The sequence below is a fragment of the Arthrobacter sp. D3-18 genome, from assembly GCF_054408525.1.
Genome location: NZ_CP096440.1, coordinates 4,483,978 through 4,503,937 on the forward strand (window position 1 = coordinate 4,483,978; position 19,960 = coordinate 4,503,937).

The 19,960-nt window shown below is 58.6% G+C and carries 10 protein-coding genes and 5 rRNA genes; 5 read left to right on the plus strand and 10 right to left on the minus strand.

The features are described 5' to 3' along the window. Positions 1-110: 110 nt before the first annotated feature. The 4 genes from M1D89_RS23100 to lysS all read right to left on the minus strand — a co-directional run bounded on the left by M1D89_RS23100 (position 111) and on the right by lysS (position 5,129). Positions 111-2,603: an ATP-dependent Clp protease ATP-binding subunit gene (locus tag M1D89_RS23100; protein WP_017196999.1), complete on the minus strand. Its 2,493-nt coding sequence runs from the start codon at positions 2,601-2,603 to the stop codon at positions 111-113. Positions 2,604-2,965: 362 nt separating this feature from the next. Continuing rightward, entirely contained in the window at positions 2,966-3,292 is a 327-nt protein-coding gene (locus tag M1D89_RS23105) for a histone-like nucleoid-structuring protein Lsr2 (RefSeq protein WP_014920382.1), read from the minus strand. Between the two features lie 131 nt (positions 3,293-3,423). Further along, positions 3,424-3,597 (minus strand): hypothetical protein, encoded by a 174-nt coding sequence (locus M1D89_RS23110; protein WP_011772935.1) that lies wholly within the window; start codon positions 3,595-3,597, stop codon positions 3,424-3,426. Between the two features lie 2 nt (positions 3,598-3,599). Further along, positions 3,600-5,129: a lysine--tRNA ligase gene (lysS, locus tag M1D89_RS23115; protein WP_498647352.1), complete on the minus strand. Its 1,530-nt coding sequence runs from the start codon at positions 5,127-5,129 to the stop codon at positions 3,600-3,602. 75 nt (positions 5,130-5,204) lie between these two features. On the opposite strand from lysS, the gene M1D89_RS23120 reads away from it, so the two are divergent. The 4 genes from M1D89_RS23120 (at position 5,205) to M1D89_RS23135 (ending at position 8,938) form a co-directional block, all read left to right on the plus strand. After that, positions 5,205-6,101 (plus strand): alpha/beta fold hydrolase, encoded by an 897-nt coding sequence (locus M1D89_RS23120; RefSeq protein WP_498647354.1) that lies wholly within the window; start codon positions 5,205-5,207, stop codon positions 6,099-6,101. 9 nt (positions 6,102-6,110) lie between these two features. Then, entirely contained in the window at positions 6,111-6,965 is an 855-nt protein-coding gene (locus tag M1D89_RS23125; RefSeq protein WP_498647355.1) for an alpha/beta fold hydrolase, read from the plus strand. A gap of 60 nt (positions 6,966-7,025) precedes the next feature. Further along, positions 7,026-7,859, plus strand: coding sequence for an alpha/beta fold hydrolase (locus tag M1D89_RS23130; protein ID WP_498647356.1), 834 nt, complete (start codon positions 7,026-7,028; stop codon positions 7,857-7,859). Between the two features lie 185 nt (positions 7,860-8,044). Beyond that, positions 8,045-8,938: a glucose 1-dehydrogenase gene (locus M1D89_RS23135; protein WP_498647358.1), complete on the plus strand. Its 894-nt coding sequence runs from the start codon at positions 8,045-8,047 to the stop codon at positions 8,936-8,938. Between the two features lie 95 nt (positions 8,939-9,033). Here M1D89_RS23135 and rrf (M1D89_RS23140) read toward each other — a convergent pair. The 3 genes from rrf (M1D89_RS23140) to M1D89_RS23150 form a co-directional block, all read right to left on the minus strand. After that, positions 9,034-9,150: ribosomal RNA gene (gene rrf, locus M1D89_RS23140) — 5S ribosomal RNA — on the minus strand. A gap of 147 nt (positions 9,151-9,297) precedes the next feature. Further along, a 23S ribosomal RNA gene (locus tag M1D89_RS23145) occupies positions 9,298-12,441 on the minus strand. Between the two features lie 565 nt (positions 12,442-13,006). Next, positions 13,007-14,527, minus strand: a 16S ribosomal RNA gene (locus M1D89_RS23150). Between the two features lie 507 nt (positions 14,528-15,034). Here M1D89_RS23150 and M1D89_RS23155 point away from each other — a divergent pair. Continuing rightward, on the plus strand, positions 15,035-15,619 hold the full coding sequence (locus M1D89_RS23155; protein WP_498651018.1) for an HhH-GPD-type base excision DNA repair protein: 585 nt from the start codon (positions 15,035-15,037) through the stop codon (positions 15,617-15,619). A gap of 16 nt (positions 15,620-15,635) precedes the next feature. On the opposite strand, the gene M1D89_RS23160 is transcribed toward M1D89_RS23155, so the two are convergent. The 3 genes from M1D89_RS23160 to M1D89_RS23170 form a co-directional block, all read right to left on the minus strand. Continuing rightward, positions 15,636-15,902: a hypothetical protein gene (locus M1D89_RS23160; protein ID WP_498647360.1), complete on the minus strand. Its 267-nt coding sequence runs from the start codon at positions 15,900-15,902 to the stop codon at positions 15,636-15,638. A 547-nt stretch (positions 15,903-16,449) separates the two neighbouring features. Beyond that, positions 16,450-16,566: ribosomal RNA gene (rrf, locus tag M1D89_RS23165) — 5S ribosomal RNA — on the minus strand. 152 nt (positions 16,567-16,718) lie between these two features. Next, positions 16,719-19,861, minus strand: a 23S ribosomal RNA gene (locus M1D89_RS23170). The 16S, 23S and 5S rRNA genes sit together here, the layout of an rRNA operon. Positions 19,862-19,960 lie beyond the last annotated feature (99 nt).

Genomic DNA, 19,960 nt, shown 5'->3' on the forward strand with positions numbered 1-19,960 from the left:
TCTGAAGTCACTTTAACGGCTCTCTCTGTACATGAACCGGGCCCAGCACCAACGCAAAAGCCCCACCCGCTCCTTGTCTTGGAGCGGGCGGGGCTTAGTGCTGTAGTGCCTTACGCGGTCGGAGCGATCTCCGGGATACGCGGCTTGGCATTTCCTTCGAACGTGAACTTGGCGTCGTCACCTTCGCCGTCAACGTCCACCACAACGATGTCGCCGGAGTGGAGCTCGCCGAACAGGATCTTCTCGGACAGCTGGTCCTCGATTTCGCGCTGGATGGTGCGGCGCAACGGCCGGGCACCCATGGCGGGATCGTAACCACGCGTGGCAAGGAGAACCTTGGCAGCGGGGGTGAGCTCGATGCCCATGTCCTTGTCCTTGAGGCGACGCTCCAGGCGGGTCACGAACAGGTCCACGATCTCGATGATCTCGTCCTGCGTCAGCTGCGGGAACACCACGACGTCGTCAACGCGGTTGAGGAACTCGGGGCGGAAGTGCTGCTTGAGCTCTTCCGTGACCCGGGCACGCATCCGGTTGTAGCCCGTCTGGGTGTCCGTGCCGGACTGGAAGCCCGTTGCCACGCTCTTGGAGATATCGCGGGTACCAAGGTTGGTGGTCATGATGATCACGGTGTTCTTGAAGTCCACCACGCGGCCCTGGGAGTCGGTCAGTCGACCGTCTTCCAGGATCTGCAGCAGCGAGTTGAAGAGGTCAGCGTGGGCCTTCTCCACTTCATCGAACAGGACCACGGAGAACGGACGCCGGCGGACCTTCTCGGTCAGCTGGCCGCCTTCTTCGTAGCCGACGTAGCCCGGAGGTGCACCGAAGAGACGCGAAACCGTGTGCTTCTCGGAGTACTCGGACATGTCCAGCGTGATGAGGGCGTCCTCTTCACCGAACAGGAACTCTGCAAGTGCCTTGGCGAGCTCGGTCTTGCCGACGCCGGTGGGGCCGGCGAAGATGAATGAGCCACCGGGACGCTTGGGGTCCTTCAGGCCTGCACGGGTGCGGCGGATGGCCTGAGACAGGGCCTTGATGGCCTCGTTCTGGCCGACGACGCGCTTGTGCAGTTCGTCTTCCATCTTGAGCAGGCGCGAGGACTCTTCCTCGGTGAGCTTGAAGACCGGAATGCCGGTGGAGTTCGCGAGAACTTCAGCGATCAGGTCTTCGTCAACCTCAGAGATGTCGTCCATGCCGCCCGACTTCCAGGTGCGTTCCTTCTCTGCGCGTTCGGCAATGAGCTTCTGCTCCTTGTCGCGCAGTGAGGCGGCACCTTCAAAGTCCTGGGCGTCGATGGCGGATTCCTTCTCCATCTTCACGTCGGCGATGCGCTCGTCCATGGCCTTGAGCTCCGGCGGAGCGGTCATGCGACGGATGCGCAGACGCGCACCGGCTTCATCGATGAGGTCGATCGCCTTGTCCGGCAGGAAGCGGTCCGAAATGTAGCGTTCGGCCAGCTGCGCAGCTGAGGCAAGAGCGCCGTCGGTAATCGTCACGCGGTGGTGTGCCTCGTAACGGTCACGCAGTCCCTTGAGGATCTCGATCGCGTGAGCGACAGAAGGTTCCTTGACCTGGATTGGCTGGAAGCGGCGCTCAAGAGCAGCGTCCTTCTCAATGTGCTTGCGGTATTCATCCAGCGTGGTGGCACCGATGGTCTGGAGTTCACCACGGGCCAGCATCGGCTTCAGGATGGACGCAGCATCGATTGCGCCTTCGGCAGCACCTGCACCAACCAGGGTGTGGATCTCGTCGATGAAGAGGATGATGTCGCCGCGAGTGCGGATCTCCTTGAGGACCTTCTTCAGGCGCTCTTCGAAGTCACCGCGGTAGCGGGAACCAGCAACCAGGGAACCGAGGTCAAGCGTGTACAGCTGCTTGTCCTTGATGGTCTCAGGGACGTCTCCGCGGACGATCGCCTGGGCGAGACCCTCGACGACGGCAGTCTTACCGACGCCGGGCTCACCGATCAGGACCGGGTTGTTCTTGGTACGGCGGGAGAGGACCTGCATGACGCGTTCCATCTCCTGCTCGCGGCCGATCACAGGATCGAGCTTGTTTTCGCGCGCAGCCTGGGTCAGGTTGCGTCCGAACTGGTCAAGCACCACCGAACCGGCAGGGGTACCTTCCGGCTGGCCCTGGCCCGAGCCGCTGCCTGCGGTCTCCTTGCCCTGGTAGCCGGAGAGCAACTGGATGACCTGCTGGCGGACCCGATTAAGGTCCGCACCAAGCTTGACCAGCACCTGGGCGGCTACGCCTTCGCCTTCGCGAATGAGGCCGAGCAGGATGTGCTCAGTACCGATGTAGTTGTGGCCGAGCTGCAGTGCTTCTCGAAGGGAAAGCTCAAGCACCTTCTTGGCGCGCGGGGTGAAGGGGATGTGACCGGACGGGGCTTGCTGGCCCTGGCCGATGATCTCCTGCACCTGTTCGCGGACGCCATCGAGCGAAATGCTCAGGGACTCGAGCGCCTTGGCAGCAACGCCTTCACCCTCGTGGATCAGACCCAAGAGGATGTGCTCGGTACCGATGTAATTGTGGTTAAGCATCCGTGCCTCTTCTTGGGCAAGGACGACCACGCGACGGGCACGGTCCGTAAATCTCTCAAACATTTCGCCACACTCCTAGCTACGACGTACTTTGATGCTACGTGCCGGAGCAACACTTTTGGAGCGTGTTCGCCACAGGGGAAACATGACGCCGTTGTGGAATAAATCCGGTTCCAGCCCTTGACCTCTCCCATCCAGCGGTGGCACCCTGCCGCCTTGCCTGGGTGCACTGAACGTTGGCCGCCCGTGAACATTTTGCGGCGTGCTGGTCCGCGGCTTTCCTGGAGGGCATTAGTGCCTGCATTCGACCCTTCCCCGCTCAGGCGATTCACAGAATATTCCAAGCCCCGCTGCAGAGCCACCACAAACTGGCCCGTTAAACACCAATGCCCCGGCAGCGACTGCCGGGGCATTGAAGCGGTGAATCAGGAATTGGCCTTTTGGTACGCTTCCTGAATTTCAGCCTGAATACGTCCGCGGCTGTTGACCGTGTAACCGTTGTCACGGGCCCATTGGCGGATTTGCGCGGAATCCTGGTTACGTGCGGCTGTAGCACGGCCCCGGGTTGCGCGGCCGGAAGAAGTCTTCCTGGCTTTGGCAACGTAGGGCTCCAATGCCTTGCGCAGCGAGGCTGCATTGGCAGTGGACAGGTCCATCTCGTAGCTCACGCCATCGAGGCCAAAGCGGACAGTTTCGTCTGCTGCCCCTTCATCCAGGTCATCGACGAGGATGATTTTTACTTTCTGTGCCATGAGTTGCCTCTCATTTGGAGGGTTGGATAATCAGAAATTCCCCGGATTCCTTTGATGATTATCGTTCACGGCAAGCACCCACGTCAAAGCGTTATTGGATTCTCTTCAGTAAGCGGAACCCAATTGGAAGGCTATTTAGCTGCAGGGCCCTCGGATGCAGGTCCTGAATTTTTCAAATTCGCTTCGGCCTGGGCCTTGGCTTCGGCTTGCCGTTCCGATTTGTCCGCATTGAAGATCGACTTCATGGCAAACCAGAAGATCAATCCCACCACAATGGACGGGGCCAGGACTGCGATGTACTCCATGATCAGTGACCTTCAGGCTTCAGCAACGGGAAAAGGATGGTTTCGCGGATACCAGCACCGGTGAACAGCATCACCAAGCGGTCAATGCCCAACCCGATGCCACCCATGGGCGGGGCACCGTATTCAAGGGCGCGGAGGAAGTCCTCGTCCAACTGCATGGCTTCCTCGTCGCCGGCAGCAGAGCGGCGTGACTGCTCTGTAAGGCGCTCACGCTGGATTACCGGGTCAATGAGCTCGGAGAACGCCGTGCCGCGCTCCATGCCCCCAATGATCAGGTCCCAGGCCTCAATGAGCCGGCCGTCTTCGCGGTGGGGTCGCGCCAGCGGCTGTGCGGACGGCGGGTAGTCGTAGACGAAGGTGGGGTTCAGCAAAGTGGGTTCCACAATCTCGCCGAACAGTTCAACCACGATCTTTTCGGCATCCCACTTGGGGTCCACCTTGACCTCGTGCTTGGCCGCAATTGCCAGCAACTCATCCACTGTGGTGTCGGGGGTAATTTCAATTCCCACCGCTTCTGAAATACCCGGGTATACCGAAATCCAAGCCCATTCGCCGTCGAGGTTTATTTCGCCGCCGTCCGTCTGGATGGTGCGGGTACCTACGACGTCTGCCACATTCAGGATGATTTCCTTCATGCGCTCGGCCATGACGAACTGGTCCCCCCACGCCTCATAGCACTCAAGCGTGGTGAATTCGGGGCTGTGCGTGGAATCCACGCCTTCGTTGCGGAAGACGCGGCCCATGTCGTAGACGCGGTCAATGCCACCAACAACGGCACGCTTGAGGAAGAGCTCAGTGGCGATGCGCAAGGTCATCTTCTGGTCGAACGCGTTCATGTGCGTCTCGAAAGGACGGGCTGTAGCGCCGCCGTGGACCAGCTGCAGGATGGGGGTTTCCACCTCCACGTAGCCGTGGCGGTCAAGGGTTTCGCGGACCGAGCGGGTGATGGCGGCCCGCTTGTAGACCATTTCGCGGGCTTCGTCGCGGACCATGAGGTCAACGTAGCGCTGCCGAACGCGGGTTTCCTCATTCAGCTCCGCGTGCAGGACCGGCAGCGGACGCAGCGCCTTGGACGCCATGGACCAGGAGTCGGCCATGACGGATAGCTCGCCGCGGCGGGATGAAATGACCTCGCCCTTGATGAAAACATGGTCACCAAGGTCAACCAGAGCCTTCCAGTCGGCCAGCGCTTCCTCGCCGACATTCGCCAGGCTCAGCATCGCCTGAAGGCGAACGCCCTTGCCATCCACGCCGCCCTCCTGGAGGGTTGCGAAGCACAGCTTGCCGGTGTTGCGGACGAACACGACGCGGCCGGTGACGCCCACAGTATCGCCGGTAGTTTCATCGGCTTCCAGGTGTGCGTACTTTTCGCGTATTTCGCTGAGGGAATGGGTCCGTTCAACACCCACCGGATAGGCCTCGGTGCCCCGCTCGATCAGCTTTGCGCGCTTCTCCATACGGATGCGCATTTGCTCGCTGGCGTCGATGGGCTCTGCGGAGGTGTTCAGGGCGGGGGTGTTTGCGGAAGTCACAGTCCTTAAGTTTACCGGTGATTGCGGGCCTTTACTTCCGGGCATCAAGATCAGGGAAACGCATAGACTCGGGCTGTGGAAACGTGGACGGTTGAGACGAACGACGGCGGCGGGCAGCTTGAGGTGCATACCTTCCGGCCGGCGTCGGGTGCTTCGTTCCCGGGCTCGAAGGCACCCGCTGAACCAGCCGGCGTCGTGCTTGTTCATGGCACCTTGGTGACAGACTCCTTGTATTGGCCGTTCGCCCGGACGTTGAGCGTCATGCTAGGGCGCCCTGTTCACAGCTACAACCGCCGTGGTCGCGGACAATCCGCACCGCAACCGCCCGGCTATTCGGTCGACACAGAGATCGCGGACCTTCAAGCGATCATGGAAAAGAGCGGTTCCACGGACGTTGTGGCGCACAGCTATGGCGGGTTCGTGGCGTTGCAGGCCGCCCGCCACGACGGAATCAACCGCTTGGTTACCTACGACGCGGCGGTATCCCTCTCCGGCAACCTCAGCGGCCGGTGGCGGCCCGAGCTCGAGGAAGCCGTGACTGCAGGCCAGCTTGATCACGCCTGGGCCCACCTGGTTCAGGGGCTGGGGACGGCGGGCCCCATTTCCTACCTACCCATGGGCGCCCTGCGCACGCTCAGCGTCCTCTCCGCCCGCACCCGGTTGGGACTGGAGATGCGCTCCCTTCTACCCACTGCCGTGACGGAAATGCGAGCCGTCCTCGATGCCGACGCCCACCTTCACGACTTCATGAAACTCTCCACCCCCACGCTGATGCTCAGCGGCGGCTGGAGTCCTTCATACTTCGCGGAGACTGGTCGGATTCTGGCCGGCGCCGTGCCCTCGATTGACTTCGCGATTGTGCCGCTGCAGTTCCATGAAGGTCCGCTCCGTCCCGGGAAGCGCCTTGCATCGCGCATTGCGCGGTTCCTTTCCGGGAACCATCTGGAGAAAGAACCCGCGAGTGCCACCTAGGATGTTCCGATGAAGGAACGGGTCATTGGAACGCACGACGGCGGCAAACTCGCCTTGTACAGCTACGGTACGGAAGACGCGCCCGGGGAACGCCGCGTGGTGCTGATCGGGGGCGCCTTCCTCACGGCCTTGATCTACCGCCCTTTCTCACTCGCTTTGTCCAAGGGCCTCGGCGAAGGCTGGGCCGTGGACGTGTACGACCGCCGCGGCCGTGGAAGATCCAGCGATCAACCACACAACTACTCCATGGCCACGGAAATCGCCGACGTCCGCACCATCATGGACGCCACGGGTGCCCGCAACATCATGGGCCACAGCCTGGGTGGCGCAGTCGCCCTCAACGCAGCCCAGGCCTTCGCCGGCACTCACCACCAACCGGACAAGCTTGCGGTGTACGACGCTGCGGTGAACATTGACGGAAGCATGGACACGGGCTGGCTTGACAGATTCGCGGAGTCCGTCAATGTTGGAGATGTTGGACGGGCGATGGCCCGGATGAAGCGTGGCATGCATGCCGGAACCGCCCTCGCCCGGGTTCCGGAGCCGGTACTGGCCGGACTCATGGCAGTGGTCTCGGGGACCAAGGTCAACAGGCTCTTCCGGGAGCTCATGCCCACGGGTGTCGGTGAACTCAAGGCAGCCTTCGAGGCCGCCGATACGCCCCAGGATTTCTCAGTCCTACCTCCCAGCACGCACTTCATGGTGGGCAAGAAGAGTCCCCGGTTCTACAAGGTCACCGCAGCCCGCCTGAACAGGGCCGTTCCTGGCAGCACGTTGGAGGTCTCCCCGAAGGGCTTCCACGGCTCCGTCCCGGCGGCGGTCAACGAACTCGTCTCCGACATCTCGGACTACTTCAAGCGCTGACTTGTCCACATAAGGGTCGGCATGCTGCCCGCATTGAGATGGCTCAGTTAGGCTCGAGTTATGACGCGCGACATCATCATGACCCACGACGGCGGACACCTCGAAGTACTCACCACGGGCGGTGAGCTGGCAGCGGCAGGCTCCGGCGTCGTCGTCGTTCCTGCCTCCATGGTGACGGCCACCGACTACACGCGTTTCGCCCAGAAACTCAGCGAGGCCCTTGGCCGCCCCGTCCACACTTTCAACCGACGTGGCCGCGGTGATTCGTCTCCGCAGTCCGAGGATTACACGCTCGAAGCAGACATTCGGGATCTCGATGCTGTTATGAAGCACACGTCCAGCACCGACGTATTCGGGCACAGTTTCGGTGGTGCCGTTGCGCTGCACGCGGCTCGGTCGCTGACGGTTGAGCGCCTCGCGGTTTACGATCCCGCCGTCTCCGTAAATCACAGCGTCAAAGCCGACTGGACACCGGACTATGAACGCGCGACGGCGGCAGGAGACTATGATCGTGCCCTTGCGGTCCTCATCAAGGGAGTGGAGACCGGCGGTGCCTTTGCGCGAATGCCCCTGTCCATGCTGACCTTGGCCAACAAGCTGGCCGCCGGGACACCACTGGGCAAGCAGATGCGTGAACTGATGACCTGCGGCGTCCGCGAAATTAAGGCCGTGATAGCCGCGGACATGCCTGCCGAGCCTTTCCTTGAGCTGCCCCTGGAGACTCTGATCGTGGTAGGCGAAAAGAGCCCCGCATACTTCGGTGTCGCGTGCGGCCAGATTCACGACGTCCTGTCCGGATCCAGCTACACCATCCTCCCCGGGTTCGGGCACGATGGGCCCAACAAGGCGCCCGACAAGCTCATCTCGGAACTGTCCGAGTTCTTCTCGGGCTAGGCCCCGACAACATAACCATCCGAAGCTGCGCTGAAGCCTGATGAGGCGTCTTTGCAGATCGTTGGTGACCCCTTTAGGCTATAAATCATAAGCCCCCTTACCTTTTGAGGGGCGGGTGCTGTATTTGATTCGACTTCCCGGCAGCATCCTTTCGTGTTTCAGACCTCGGCAACAGGAGGACCATCATGACTGATCAGTACACGTTCCGAAACCCGGTCACCGCCTACGAACAGATTTCACCGCCCAAACAACACCAGCCCGAGCCGGGCCTCGATGCCGAGCTGACGCCCAAGGCGGACCTTGGTGAAGAGAGCTACCGCGGGACGGGACGACTGGAAGGCCGCAAGGCGATCGTCACCGGGGCGGACTCGGGAATCGGTGCGGCCACGGCCATCGCCTTTGCCCGGGAAGGTGCAGACGTTGTCCTTTCATACCTGCCCGAAGAGGAAGAAGACGCAGCACGTATTGCCGGCATCATCGAGGCAGCTGGCCGGAAGGCCATAAAAGTGCCCGGAGACCTCAAGGACTCCGCCACATGCCAGGAAGTGGTGGATACGGCCGTGGCCGTCCTCGGCGGAGTGGATATCCTGGTGAACAACGCCGGCAAGCAGGTGGCTCAGGAAGACCTGGCCGAGATCACCGACGAACAATTCGACCACACGCAGAAGACCAACGTTTACGCCATGTTCTGGCTGACCAAAGCTGCCCTTCCGCACATGCCTGCTGGCTCGACCATCATCAACACCACGTCAATTCAGGCGTACAACCCCTCGCCCACTCTCGTGGACTATGCCACCACAAAGGCCAGCATCAACAACTTCACCAAGGGGCTCGCGCAGCAGCTCGCTCCCAAGGGCATCCGGGTCAACGCCGTGGCGCCCGGCCCCATTTGGACACCCCTGCAAGTCAGCAGCGGCCAGCCCAAGGAAGCGCTACCGGAGTTCGGGCAATCCACACCCCTGGGGCGCGCCGGACAACCCGCAGAACTCGCTCCGGCGTATGTATTCCTTGCTTCACCGGAGTCCAGCTATGTGATCGGGGAAACTCTGAACGTCAACGGTGGTAGCCCCACTCCCTAGTTCGTTGCGTTCCCGTCGTCGCATGCGGGGTGGGTTTGGTGGTTAAATGCGGGGAGCCCCGACCTTCGTGGTCGGGGCTCCCCGGTTTAATGGTTGTCCGGCGGTGTCCTACTCTCCCACACCCTCCCGGGTGCAGTACCATCGGCGCTGTGGGTCTTAGCTTCCGGGTTCGGAATGGGACCGGGCGTTTCCCCCACGCTATGACCGCCGTAACCTTGTTACCCGTCCCCCCGTGCCGTTTGGCGTTGGGGGTGGGAAGTCTTTGTGGTTACAACTGTGCTGTTGTGTATTCAGTTGTGTTTGGTTCCTGGAACGGTTGTTGTTCGGGAACCACATAGTGGACGCGTGCAGTGTGTTGTGTGGTGTAAGTTGTTGGCCTATTAGTACCGGTCAGCTTCACGAGTCTTTAGTCCTCGCTTCCACATCCGGCCTATCAACCCAGTGGTCTGGCTGGGGGCCTCTCACACATGATGTGTATGGAAATCTCATCTTGAAGCGAGCTTCCCGCTTAGATGCTTTCAGCGGTTATCCCATCCGAACGTAGCTAATCAGCGATGCACTTGGCAGTACAACTGACACACCAGAGGTTCGTCCGTCCCGGTCCTCTCGTACTAAGGACAGCCCTTCTCAAATTTCCTGCGCGCGCAGCGGATAGGGACCGAACTGTCTCACGACGTTCTAAACCCAGCTCGCGTACCGCTTTAATGGGCGAACAGCCCAACCCTTGGGACCTACTCCAGCCCCAGGATGCGACGAGCCGACATCGAGGTGCCAAACCATGCCGTCGATATGGACTCTTGGGCAAGATCAGCCTGTTATCCCCGAGGTACCTTTTATCCGTTGAGCGACGGCCATTCCACAATGTACCGCCGGATCACTAGTCCCGACTTTCGTCCCTGCTTGAGATGTCTCTCTCACAGTCAAGCTCCCTTGTGCACTTACACTCGACACCTGATTGCCAACCAGGCTGAGGGAACCTTTGGGCGCCTCCGTTACTTTTTAGGAGGCAACCGCCCCAGTTAAACTACCCATCAGGCACTGTCCCTGACCCGGATCACGGGCCGAAGTTAGATGTCCAAAGTGACCAGAGTGGTATTTCAACGATGACTCCACCCGAACTGGCGTCCGGGTTTCAACGTCTCCCACCTATCCTACACAAGCCACTCCGAACACCAATACCAAACTATAGTAAAGGTCTCGGGGTCTTTCCGTCCTGCTGCGCGTAACGAGCATCTTTACTCGTACTGCAATTTCGCCGAGTTTATGGTTGAGACAGCGGGGAAGTCGTTACTCCATTCGTGCAGGTCGGAACTTACCCGACAAGGAATTTCGCTACCTTAGGATGGTTATAGTTACCACCGCCGTTTACTGGGGCTTAAATTCTCAGCTTCGCCCGCAAGGGGCTAACCGGTCCTCTTAACCTTCCAGCACCGGGCAGGAGTCAGTCCGTATACATCGTCTTGCGACTTCGCACGGACCTGTGTTTTTAGTAAACAGTCGCTTCCCCCTGGTCTCTGCGGCCCACACCCGCTCACGGAGAGCAAGTCTCCATCACGGGGCAGGCCCCCCTTCTCCCGAAGTTACGGGGGCATTTTGCCGAGTTCCTTAACCATAATTCTCTCGATCGCCTTGGTATTCTCTACCTGATCACCTGTGTCGGTTTGGGGTACGGGCGGCTAAAACCTCGCGTCGATGCTTTTCTTGGCAGCATAGGATCACCGGATCCCCCCATACGGGGGTCCCATCAGATCTCAGGAACGTGCTCGAAGCACACAGGAACGGATTTGCCTATCCCTGACCCTACATCCTTAGACCGGGGCAACCATCGCCCGGCCCGGCTACCTTCCTGCGTCACACCTGTTAATACGCTTACCTCCCGGGATCAGGTCCCGCGCTCGGCCAAAACCCACAACACCACAAGGGTGAGCGGGCAGGCTCCGGGCGGTTAGTATCCCCCGCTTGGCATGGGCGGTTTTTCGCCGGTACGGGAATATCAACCCGTTGTCCATCGACTACGCCTGTCGGCCTCGCCTTAGGTCCCGACTTACCCAGGGCAGATTAGCTTGACCCTGGAACCCTTGATCATTCGGCGGACGGGTTTCTCACCCGTCTTTCGCTACTCATGCCTGCATTCTCACTCGTGTAGGCTCCACCGCTGGTTTCCACCGCGACTTCACTGCCCACACGACGCTCCCCTACCACTCCACACCCCTGAACCACGAAGGCTAGGGCATTATGTGAAATCCACAACTTCGGCGGTGTACTTGAGCCCCGCTACATTGTCGGCGCGGAATCACTTGACCAGTGAGCTATTACGCACTCTTTCAAGGATGGCTGCTTCTAAGCCAACCTCCTGGTTGTCTTCGCAACTCCACATCCTTTCCCACTTAGCACACGCTTAGGGGCCTTAGTTGGTGGTCTGGGCTGTTTCCCTCTCGACTATGAAGCTTATCCCCCACAGTCTCACTGCTGCGCTCTGACTTACCGGCATTCGGAGTTTGGCTGACGTCAGTAACCTTGTAGGGCCCATCGGCCATCCAGTAGCTCTACCTCCGGCAAGAAACACGCAACGCTGCACCTAAATGCATTTCGGGGAGAACCAGCTATCACGGAGTTTGATTGGCCTTTCACCCCTACCCACAGCTCATCCCCTCCATTTTCAACTGAAGTGGGTTCGGTCCTCCACGACGTCTTACCGTCGCTTCAACCTGGCCATGGGTAGATCACTCCGCTTCGGGTCTAGATCACGCCACTACACTCGCCCTATTCAGACTCGCTTTCGCTACGACTACCCCACACGGGTTAACCTCGCGACGTAACACTAACTCGCAGGCTCATTCTTCAAAAGGCACGCCGTCACAACTACAAGGCTGCTCCGACGGATTGTAAGCACACGGTTTCAGGTACTGTTTCACTCCCCTCCCGGGGTACTTTTCACCTTTCCCTCACGGTACTGGTCCGCTATCGGTCATTAGGAAGTATTTAGGCTTATCAGGTGGTCCTGACAGATTCGCACGGGATTTCTCGGGCCCCGTGCTACTTGGGATACTCCCCAGGCCGTGCACAACATTACGGTTACGGGGCTCACACCCTCTCTGGCCGGCCTTTCAAGACCGTTCACCTATGCCTGCACCTCACCTCACTGGTCCGGCAGAACCAGAACGGAAAGTCCCACAACCCCGCCCATGCAACGCCCGCCGGCTATCACACATGGAAACGGTTTAGCCTGATCCGCGTTCGCTCGCCACTACTAACGGAATCACTATTGTTTTCTCTTCCTGCGGGTACTGAGATGTTTCACTTCCCCGCGTTCCCCCCACGCACCCTATGTGTTCAGATGCGGGTCACACAATCACCTTGCAGCGTTGTGCGGGGTTTCCCCATTCGGACATCCTGGGATCAACGCTCGGTTATCAACTCCCCCAGGCTTATCGCAGATTCCTACGTCCTTCTTCGGCTCCTAATGCCAAGGCATCCACCGTGTGCCCTTAAAAAACTTGACCACACACAAACCAACAACCCCAAAGGGCCGCCGGTCTACGATGCATCATTCATATCGAGAGAACCATGACCACAAGGGCCAGGTTCATTCATAAGAAATTGCTGTAAGAACACACACCCACACGAAGGCGTGTGTGTGTTCTAGATGCTCGCGTCCACTATGTAGTTCTCAAACAACAACCCCGTCAACCAGACCACCACCACCCCGCAAAACGGGGACACAATGGTAAGAACCGGAAGCAGGAACAAAAGAAACACCAGAAGATGCCCCCATGCATTGCTGCAAAAAGGTCCTGTTGCCTCAGGACCCAACAGTGCGCCAAACACAACCCCACACACACCACGCCCCGACGCGTTCCACACAACACCACACCCCCCAAAGGGGACACGACGCTGCCGTACTGGCACCAGGACACAACCGGTGAAGGCCATGCCAAACAAGTTTGATTCGTTGATATTCCACCCATGAGCACCCACCGCAGAACAGACGCCTGCGCAATGGGCAACACTGACAACCACTCACATATCCGCATGCACGGACACCAGCAGTTGCTAGCAGCTCCTTAGAAAGGAGGTGATCCAGCCGCACCTTCCGGTACGGCTACCTTGTTACGACTTAGTCCCAATCGCCGGTCCCACCTTCGACGGCTCCCCCCACAAGGGTTAGGCCACCGGCTTCGGGTGTTACCAACTTTCGTGACTTGACGGGCGGTGTGTACAAGGCCCGGGAACGTATTCACCGCAGCGTTGCTGATCTGCGATTACTAGCGACTCCGACTTCATGGGGTCGAGTTGCAGACCCCAATCCGAACTGAGACCGGCTTTTTGGGATTAGCTCCACCTCACAGTATCGCAACCCTTTGTGCCGGCCATTGTAGCATGCGTGAAGCCCAAGACATAAGGGGCATGATGATTTGACGTCGTCCCCACCTTCCTCCGAGTTGACCCCGGCAGTCTCCTATGAGTCCCCGCCATAACGCGCTGGCAACATAGAACGAGGGTTGCGCTCGTTGCGGGACTTAACCCAACATCTCACGACACGAGCTGACGACAACCATGCACCACCTGTAAACCGACCGCAAGCGGGGCACCTGTTTCCAGGTCTTTCCGGTTCATGTCAAGCCTTGGTAAGGTTCTTCGCGTTGCATCGAATTAATCCGCATGCTCCGCCGCTTGTGCGGGCCCCCGTCAATTCCTTTGAGTTTTAGCCTTGCGGCCGTACTCCCCAGGCGGGGCACTTAATGCGTTAGCTACGGCGCGGAAAACGTGGAATGTCCCCCACACCTAGTGCCCAACGTTTACGGCATGGACTACCAGGGTATCTAATCCTGTTCGCTCCCCATGCTTTCGCTCCTCAGCGTCAGTTACAGCCCAGAGACCTGCCTTCGCCATCGGTGTTCCTCCTGATATCTGCGCATTTCACCGCTACACCAGGAATTCCAGTCTCCCCTACTGCACTCTAGTCTGCCCGTACCCACTGCAGAACCGGAGTTGAGCCCCGGTCTTTCACAGCAGACGCGACAAACCGCCTACGAGCTCTTTACGCCCAATAATTCCGGATAACGCTTGCGCCCTACGTATTACCGCGGCTGCTGGCACGTAGTTAGCCGGCGCTTCTTCTGCAGGTACCGTCACTTTCGCTTCTTCCCTACTGAAAGAGGTTTACAACCCGAAGGCCGTCATCCCTCACGCGGCGTCGCTGCATCAGGCTTGCGCCCATTGTGCAATATTCCCCACTGCTGCCTCCCGTAGGAGTCTGGGCCGTGTCTCAGTCCCAGTGTGGCCGGTCACCCTCTCAGGCCGGCTACCCGTCGTCGCCTTGGTAGGCCATTACCCCACCAACAAGCTGATAGGCCGCGAGTCCATCCAAAACCACAAAAGCTTTCCACCACCATGACATGCGCCAGATGGTCGTATCCGGTATTAGACCCAGTTTCCCAGGCTTATCCCAGAGTCAAGGGCAGGTTACTCACGTGTTACTCACCCGTTCGCCACTAATCCCCCAGCAAGCTGGGATCATCGTTCGACTTGCATGTGTTAAGCACGCCGCCAGCGTTCATCCTGAGCCAGGATCAAACTCTCCGTTGAAGTAAAACAAAACCAAACAGACACAACCACACCCACCGGAAATAACGGTAGAACGCGGCTGCACAAAATTCGAAACCAGCTGAAAACCAGACCACCACACACGGGGGTGCGCAATGATCCAGCCATAATTTCAACCAATTGAAAAACAATCGGTATCAACAAACTTGGCACACTATTGAGTTCTCAAACAACAGACCCCCCAAAACATCACCCACAGCACACCACAAAAGCAGCGCACCCAACAGGGCCATTGGAAAAGAAGAGTTATTTTTGGCCGCCTACCGAACCGTACACACCTTCCGGCTTTCCGTTTCGCACCCGGCGACTCAGAAAACAATACACCCCCCACACCCCCAACGCAAATCCACCCCCAACCCCACCCCAACACCCCCAAAACCCCACCCACCGCCGTCGAACGCCACTCACTAAAGGTGAGCCGTGGCGTCGAAAGTAGCGGACGGAACAGCGCCGGCTGGACCCATGACGAAGCTACTGTCTGGTGGGAGGATGGGACGCATGGAACTGCACATCACAGGAGATGCCGCCGCGGACCAGCTGCTCAGTGACGACGCTTTTGCGTTGTTGACCGGAATGTTGCTGGATCAACAAGTAACGATGGAGTCGGCTTTCGCCGGGCCGGAGAAGATCCGCACACGTTTGGGTTCCCTCGAACCCGGCACGATCGCGGAGTACGATCCAGCAGGCTTTGTAGAAGTCTTCAAGGAACGGCCTGCCGTCCATAGGTTTCCCGGCTCCATGGCCGCGAGGGTCCAAGCCCTCGCCGAGACAGTACATCGGGAATGGGACGGTGATGCCTCCGCTATCTGGACCAGCGGAAATCCCGATGGCCCTGAAGTACTCCGTCGACTAAAGGCCTTGCCCGGCTTCGGCGAACAGAAAGCAAAGATCTTCCTGGCCTTACTGGGCAAACAATGCAATCTGCAGGCGGACGGATGGCGGGAAGCGGCCGGCCACTATGGCGAGGAAGGCTCCTACCTCTCGGTCGCCGACATTGTGGACCCGGAGTCCCTGGTCAAAGTGCGTGCCAGCAAGCAAGCGGCCAAGGCAGCCGCCAAAGCTGCTAAGGCGTAACCAGGCCAAGACGCAGTCAGTGGTAGGTTCGGCTCTTGACTGCAGAGGACGCTGCTCTTCCGCCTGAGTGGCGCATCTCTGAGCAGCCCCCGAAGCTCATTGCCTGCCGATTGGTCAGCCAAAACGGTTTGAGGAGGACTTCTCCTGGCATGGGGATGACGTCCTCGACGCAGCGCAGACGGCTGTTCTTCCACCTGGTTGTGAGGACAGTGTTTGGATTCTCCATAATCAGTACGCCTGTCCCGCTGATGTTGATCCCGGCTCGCTCGGCGACGACGATCATGTCCCGATCTACCTTGTCGCGCCACCGCCTGACTTTGTCAGGGTCAGGTGGCAAGAAGTGGCCAATATCAAAGGCGGCCCGCTACGGCGGAGCGCTCTGGGACGGGCTCGAGGTTCCTCCATGCTTCCGCTGGCAAACAATGCTCGCGTGGGATGAAGCGGGGTTTGTTCTACCTGGTGCTGAATTCGTGTACCAGGCCAGGAGTGCAACCATCGGTCAGCCGGAGCTTGAAGTTCTTCTACCTCGGCTGCGAACTGCGACACAAACTAGTCGGGTTCAAGGAATATTCGCCTCTGCTGATCGAAACGCGGACGACATTTTGGGTCTTGTGTTTGATGCCGATGGATTCATGCATCGTCGTGTTTGCTCCTTCGACCTCAAGCCCTACGGCCGGCACTCCTGCGACCAGCTCTTCTTGAGGTGGCTGCTGTGTCGGTGGGTGGTTAAAGGGGTGAAGCCTCCATGGGTGGTGGAGGCTTCTGTGGGTTTGGTTGTTAAATGCGGGGAGCCCCGACCTTCGTGGTCGGGGCTCCCCGGTTTAATGGTTGTCCGGCGGTGTCCTACTCTCCCACACCCTCCCGGGTGCAGTACCATCGGCGCTGTGGGTCTTAGCTTCCGGGTTCGGAATGGGACCGGGCGTTTCCCCCACGCTATGACCGCCGTAACCTTGTTACCCGTTCCCCCGTGTGCCTGGTGTGGGCTTGGGGGTGGGAAGTCTTTGTGGTTACAACTGTGGTGTTGTGTTATTTAGTTGTGTTTGGTTCCTGGAACGGTTGTTGTTCGGGAACCACATAGTGGACGCGTGCAGTGTGTTGTGTGGTGTAAGTTGTTGGCCTATTAGTACCGGTCAGCTTCACGAGTCTTTAGTCCTCGCTTCCACATCCGGCCTATCAACCCAGTGGTCTGGCTGGGGGCCTCTCACACATGATGTGTATGGAAATCTCATCTTGAAGCGAGCTTCCCGCTTAGATGCTTTCAGCGGTTATCCCATCCGAACGTAGCTAATCAGCGATGCACTTGGCAGTACAACTGACACACCAGAGGTTCGTCCGTCCCGGTCCTCTCGTACTAAGGACAGCCCTTCTCAAATTTCCTGCGCGCGCAGCGGATAGGGACCGAACTGTCTCACGACGTTCTAAACCCAGCTCGCGTACCGCTTTAATGGGCGAACAGCCCAACCCTTGGGACCTACTCCAGCCCCAGGATGCGACGAGCCGACATCGAGGTGCCAAACCATGCCGTCGATATGGACTCTTGGGCAAGATCAGCCTGTTATCCCCGAGGTACCTTTTATCCGTTGAGCGACGGCCATTCCACAATGTACCGCCGGATCACTAGTCCCGACTTTCGTCCCTGCTTGAGATGTCTCTCTCACAGTCAAGCTCCCTTGTGCACTTACACTCGACACCTGATTGCCAACCAGGCTGAGGGAACCTTTGGGCGCCTCCGTTACTTTTTAGGAGGCAACCGCCCCAGTTAAACTACCCATCAGGCACTGTCCCTGACCCGGATCACGGGCCGAAGTTAGATGTCCAAAGTGACCAGAGTGGTATTTCAACGATGACTCCACCCGAACTGGCGTCCGGGTTTCAACGTCTCCCACCTATCCTACACAAGCCACTCCGAACACCAATACCAAACTATAGTAAAGGTCTCGGGGTCTTTCCGTCCTGCTGCGCGTAACGAGCATCTTTACTCGTACTGCAATTTCGCCGAGTTTATGGTTGAGACAGCGGGGAAGTCGTTACTCCATTCGTGCAGGTCGGAACTTACCCGACAAGGAATTTCGCTACCTTAGGATGGTTATAGTTACCACCGCCGTTTACTGGGGCTTAAATTCTCAGCTTCGCCCGCAAGGGGCTAACCGGTCCTCTTAACCTTCCAGCACCGGGCAGGAGTCAGTCCGTATACATCGTCTTGCGACTTCGCACGGACCTGTGTTTTTAGTAAACAGTCGCTTCCCCCTGGTCTCTGCGGCCCACACCCGCTCACGGAGAGCAAGTCTCCATCACGGGGCAGGCCCCCCTTCTCCCGAAGTTACGGGGGCATTTTGCCGAGTTCCTTAACCATAATTCTCTCGATCGCCTTGGTATTCTCTACCTGATCACCTGTGTCGGTTTGGGGTACGGGCGGCTAAAACCTCGCGTCGATGCTTTTCTTGGCAGCATAGGATCACCGGATCCCCCCATACGGGGGTCCCATCAGATCTCAGGAACGTGCTCGAAGCACACAGGAACGGATTTGCCTATCCCTGACCCTACATCCTTAGACCGGGGCAACCATCGCCCGGCCCGGCTACCTTCCTGCGTCACACCTGTTAATACGCTTACCTCCCGGGATCAGGTCCCGCGCTCGGCCAAAACCCACAACACCACAAGGGTGAGCGGGCAGGCTCCGGGCGGTTAGTATCCCCCGCTTGGCATGGGCGGTTTTTCGCCGGTACGGGAATATCAACCCGTTGTCCATCGACTACGCCTGTCGGCCTCGCCTTAGGTCCCGACTTACCCAGGGCAGATTAGCTTGACCCTGGAACCCTTGATCATTCGGCGGACGGGTTTCTCACCCGTCTTTCGCTACTCATGCCTGCATTCTCACTCGTGTAGGCTCCACCGCTGGTTTCCACCGCGACTTCACTGCCCACACGACGCTCCCCTACCACTCCACACCCCTGAACCACGAAGGCTAGGGCATTATGTGAAATCCACAACTTCGGCGGTGTACTTGAGCCCCGCTACATTGTCGGCGCGGAATCACTTGACCAGTGAGCTATTACGCACTCTTTCAAGGATGGCTGCTTCTAAGCCAACCTCCTGGTTGTCTTCGCAACTCCACATCCTTTCCCACTTAGCACACGCTTAGGGGCCTTAGTTGGTGGTCTGGGCTGTTTCCCTCTCGACTATGAAGCTTATCCCCCACAGTCTCACTGCTGCGCTCTGACTTACCGGCATTCGGAGTTTGGCTGACGTCAGTAACCTTGTAGGGCCCATCGGCCATCCAGTAGCTCTACCTCCGGCAAGAAACACGCAACGCTGCACCTAAATGCATTTCGGGGAGAACCAGCTATCACGGAGTTTGATTGGCCTTTCACCCCTACCCACAGCTCATCCCCTCCATTTTCAACTGAAGTGGGTTCGGTCCTCCACGACGTCTTACCGTCGCTTCAACCTGGCCATGGGTAGATCACTCCGCTTCGGGTCTAGATCACGCCACTACACTCGCCCTATTCAGACTCGCTTTCGCTACGGCTACCCCACACGGGTTAACCTCGCGACGTAACACTAACTCGCAGGCTCATTCTTCAAAAGGCACGCCGTCACAACTACAAGGCTGCTCCGACGGATTGTAAGCACACGGTTTCAGGTACTGTTTCACTCCCCTCCCGGGGTACTTTTCACCTTTCCCTCACGGTACTGGTCCGCTATCGGTCATTAGGAAGTATTTAGGCTTATCAGGTGGTCCTGACAGATTCGCACGGGATTTCTCGGGCCCCGTGCTACTTGGGATACTCCCCAGGCCGTGCACAACATTACGGTTACGGGGCTCACACCCTCTCTGGCCGGCCTTTCAAGACCGTTCACCTATGCCTGCACCTCACCTCACTGGTCCGGCAGAACCAGAACGGAAAGTCCCACAACCCCGCCCATGCAACGCCCGCCGGCTATCACACATGGAAACGGTTTAGCCTGATCCGCGTTCGCTCGCCACTACTAACGGAATCACTATTGTTTTCTCTTCCTGCGGGTACTGAGATGTTTCACTTCCCCGCGTTCCCCCCACGCACCCTATGTGTTCAGATGCGGGTCACACAATCACCTTGCAGCGTTGTGCGGGGTTTCCCCATTCGGACATCCTGGGATCAACGCTCGGTTATCAACTCCCCCAGGCTTATCGCAGATTCCTACGTCCTTCTTCGGCTCCTAATGCCAAGGCATCCACCGTGTGCCCTTAAAAACTTGACCACACAAGATCAATAAACTTACTCGAGAGAACCATGACCACAAGGGCCAGGTTCATTCATAAGAAATTGCTGTAAGAACACACACACCAACCGCCAAAAA